Genomic DNA, 1,916 nt, shown 5'->3' with positions numbered 1-1,916 from the left:
TCCAGAAGTCGGTGATCTTGTTGGCCTCGGAGGAGGAGGCCAGCGACACGGTCTTCTTGACCGGGGCGGTCGCGGCGTTGGCCGAGGTGACCAGGGTGGCACCGATCATGCTGGTGGCGGCGATGGCGCCACCGAGCGGGAGGGCGAGACGCTTGACTCGGGTGTTCAAGGAAACTCCTTGGGCTGTCGTGGAACGCATCTTGCGTCCCATGCGTCAGTAAAGGGATAGCCATGAAGATACCCAGGGGATCTTGGTCTGTGGGGTCGATTCAGGGTGAATTTTGACCTTCGCCCGCGCGTGACCTTTTCGTAACCCTTGCGGTCCACGGCGGGTAGCCGCCGCGACCGGGTCGGCGACGCTCTTCTTCGCAGATCAGGGCGGGTGTATGCCGCATGGTTCCGGTGTGGTCCAAGTGAACTTCAACGGCGGAGTGCCGACATCTGTGTGACGCAGATCACATGGAACTAGGGGAGCCGATTCGGCGCCGGCTACGTCTAAGCGTCCCGCCAAGCCTTGATCGCCGGATGTGAGACGGCGGTGCGAACGCGCCGAAGCGGGCCGCCGGATTCGAACCGTCTCTATATCACTACTTAGAGTGCTGTTTCGTGGTAACCCTGCTGCGCTTGGAACTGCGGAGGCCCGTGGGATCCAGCTCGGAGGCGTAGGTGGCCGTACGGTTCCAGCTCGAGGGGGTGGATGGCCGTGCCGGTCCCCAGGGCCCGGCCGTGGTGGAACGCGGCGCAGAGCCCAGGGCGTGGCCTGGCGTTATGTACTTCCGGCGGGCGCAGATCCCGCAAGTCGAGGAGTTCCGAGGCCATGCCCGTTGAAGGCCCGCGCAGAATACAGAACAGGGCCCGGCACGAGTGCCGGGCCCTGCTATGAGGTTGACTGCTCTAGCTGGCTAGAACGTCAGGCCTTGGTGGTGGTGTCGCCGTCCTTGGTGACGATCGAGCCGGACCACAGGTTCGCAGCGGCCTTGTAGATCGCGTAGGTCTCACCGTCGAAGTACGGCGAGGTCGCGAAGTCGATGCGGCCGTTGGCGTCGGCGTCGCCGATGAGGCTGGTGACACCGTTGATGTAGCCGAGACGCTTGGTGCTGCTGTACTTCAGGATCCAGGGGCCACCGGACGAACCGGCGGTCATGGAGCACTTGAGGCCGACCTGGGCCTCCGCCTTGAACTTGGCAGACGCGGCGGCGGCGAAGGTCTTGCCGTAGCACCACTTCGGCGTGGCACCGGTGAACGGCGTGTCACCGTCGGGGTGCGCGCCCGCGGGGTAACCGAAGGCGTAGACCGGCTGGCCGACCTTCTGGTTCCAGGTGAAGCCCTGGCCGCCGACGTTGTCGCCCAGGCGACCGGCGTCCTTCACGTAGATGATGACGTAGTGGAAGATGTAGTACTCAGCGTCGGCGCCCGGCTTGACCCACGCCTTGACGTAGTAGGTCGTGATCAGGAAGTTGCCGGCGGTGTCCTTGGACTTGGTGCCCAGGCCGTTGTAGGCGGTCCACTGCGACTCGGTGACCTGCTCGGTCTTGGAGAACGCCTTGGCGCCCGGCTGCTTGACATCGAGGCCGGGGGCCGCGTTGTAGGTGGCCTCGTTGACCTCGGTGGGAGCGAAGACGGCGCCGGGGTAGTCGGGGCCGACGGTCTCGGTCTTGACGGCCGGCTTGACTTCACCCAGGCCGCCCTTGCCGAGCCACTCCTTGTAGGTGGTCTCGCTGACGCGCTCCTTGTCCAGGAACTTCTCGCCGCCCCAGGAGTCCCACTTGGCCTTGGAGACTTCCTCGTCGCCGGCGTAGGTGATGCCGTTGTAGACGGTGACGAAGGCGTAGTCGCTGTCGTAGTCCTCGTACACGCCGAAGTCGTAGTGCACGTAGGCGGCCTTGCCGACGTAGATGCCCCAGGGAGACTTGCCC

1 protein-coding gene is annotated in these 1,916 nt (G+C 64.9%); it reads right to left on the bottom strand.

Features of this window, described 5'->3' with window-relative positions:
* Positions 1-910: 910 nt before the first annotated feature.
* A partial coding sequence (locus MYF83_RS42125; RefSeq protein WP_504975042.1) for a trypsin-like serine peptidase occupies positions 911-1,916 on the bottom strand: 1,006 nt, incomplete at its 5' end.

Origin of the sequence: Sphaerisporangium perillae (assembly GCF_023276435.1) — a bacterium.
In the GTDB taxonomy this organism is placed as follows: domain Bacteria; phylum Actinomycetota; class Actinomycetes; order Streptosporangiales; family Streptosporangiaceae; genus Sphaerisporangium; species Sphaerisporangium perillae.
Note: the sequence above shows the minus strand (reverse complement) of the source record. Positions and strands in the feature narration are given on the sequence as shown.